This is a genomic window from Parvibaculum sp., from assembly GCF_030694575.1.
In the GTDB taxonomy this organism is placed as follows: domain Bacteria; phylum Pseudomonadota; class Alphaproteobacteria; order Parvibaculales; family Parvibaculaceae; genus Parvibaculum.
This window is the reverse complement of the sequence record NZ_JAUYUS010000102.1, coordinates 1-1,882: the sequence shown is the minus strand read 5'-3', so window position 1 is coordinate 1,882 and position 1,882 is coordinate 1. Positions and strand designations below refer to the sequence as shown.

The following is a 1,882-nucleotide window of genomic DNA, read 5'->3' as shown; positions in this document are numbered from 1 at the left end:
CGAGAGCGTGCAGGCCGACAACGCGAACTCCGTTTTCGCAAGCGGCTGCACGAGCTGGTACAAGACCGCCGAAGGCAAGGTCACCAACAACTGGGCGAACTACACGTTCAAATACTGGTGGCGGACGCGGCGCCCGGACTTCGCGGAATTCAACCTCCGTACACGGACGGCAAGCGCGCAGGGCGCCGGCGCCGAAGGCGCGCGGGTGCGGGTCGCGGCCGCGGAATAGCGGTTTCGAAAAGGGCCGGATGGGGTATCCAAATACCTCTCCGGCCCCGACTGTCATCGAACTGTCATAAAAATGTCATACGTAATTTTTGATGCGTCCCAGGCGGAAAAAACCGGGGACAAGCTGTGTCGCGTGGAGCGCGTTTTCGGACGCCTTGGAAAAACTTGTCCCCGCCCTCTAGCCCCACCGGTCGCCGGCTTGACAGGAACGCCGGTCTATAATTAATAATGCAAATCATTTGCAGTTAATTTGCGGCGCGGGGGCGGATTATGGAAGAGGCGGGGGCAGGCAACACGGCCGAAGAAGGACGGAGAGGCACAAGCCGCGCGAGCGTGCCCCTGATCCTCCTTGGACTGATGACTTTCGCCATGGGGCAAACGCTCCTCTTCGCGGTGGGCGGCCCCATCGTGCGCGAAATCGGCCTGTCCGAACTTCACATGGGTTCGATCATCTCGCTCTCCGCGGTCGCCTATACGATCGCGGTGCCGGTCTGGGGCCGGTTGAGCGACAGGCTCGGCCGCGTCCGGCCGATCGCCTGGGGGCTGACGGGTTATGCGCTGACGAGCCTCGCCTTTGCCGGCGCGATGGAGGCAGGCATGACCGGCGCGGTCCTCCCGTTGACGGCCTTCGGCATGTTGATCGGTATACGGATGACGCTCTCCCTCGCGTCGGGCGGTATCCAGCCCTCGGCCACGGCCTATATGGCGGACATCACGAAAGTCGAGAACCGCTCCGGCGGCGTGGCGCTGGTCGGCGCGGCCTTCGGCTTCGGCTCCGTCGCGGGTCCTCTGTTCGGCGGCCTGCTTTCATCCTTCGGTTTGCTCGTGCCGATCTACGCATCCGCCGTGCTGGCGCTGATGGCTGCTTCTGTCATCGGCCTGTTCGTGAAGGAGCCTGTCCGCGCCGATACGGGCGAGCCGAAGGCGAAGCTGAAGGCATTCGACGCACGGATACTGCCTTATGTTCTCATGGTGCTGCTTCTCTACGTGGTCGTCGCGATATTGCAGCAGACATCCGCCTTCTATTTCCAGGACATGTTCTCGCTGACATCGGCCGAGACGGCGCGCAATGTCGGCTACGCCATCGGCGCGCTGGCGGTGGGCATGCTGCTCGCGCAAGGCGTGGTGGCGGGCAGGGGGCGGCTGGCCCCGCCGGTACTGCTGCGCGCCGGTTCGGTCATCTATCTCGCGGCGCTTGTCGCGATCTCTCTCGCCGCCGATATCTGGCCGCTCGTCGCCGCTTATGGCGCACTCGGCGTGGGCGCGGGGCTTCTCACGCCCGGCATCATGTCGTCGGCCTCCATAGCCGTGTCGGCCGACGAACAGGGAGCGGTGGCAGGCGTCGTCGGAGCCGGGATGGGAGCCGCCTATATTTTCGGACCCGTGCTCGGCACCGGGCTCTACGAACTCGATCCGAAATATCCCTTCATGCTGACCATCGCTCTCGCCGCCCTGCTCCTCCTCGCGGCATGGCGGCGCCGCGTCGCGTCCGGGGTTGCTGCCCCGGCGTGACGCGCTACTCGCCCATCGCCTCGCGCACGGCGGCGGCGGTGAAGGCGTCGCCGGGCATGAAGGACTCGATGATGAGTTCCGAGAAGGTGATGTCGACGGCGGTGCCGAAGACGGTGGTGGCGGTGAAGAAGGAAAGCGTGCC

The 1,882-nt window shown here is 64.9% G+C and carries 1 protein-coding gene and 1 pseudogene; both read left to right on the top strand.

Annotated features, from left to right (window positions below):
* Nucleotides 1–229 (top strand): annotated as a pseudogene (locus tag Q8S60_RS14810) (4-hydroxyacetophenone monooxygenase); the annotation flags it as partial.
* A gap of 269 nt (nt 230–498) precedes the next feature.
* Nucleotides 499–1,740, top strand: a complete 1,242-nt coding sequence (locus Q8S60_RS14805; protein WP_305276039.1) for an MFS transporter — start codon at nt 499–501, stop codon at nt 1,738–1,740.
* Nucleotides 1,741–1,882: the final 142 nt, after the last annotated feature.

Coding starts and splice junctions, on each gene's coding strand:
- Q8S60_RS14805 (WP_305276039.1), top strand. CDS start 499: ATGGAAGAGGCGGGGGCAGGCAACACGGCCGAAGAAGGACGGAGAGGC.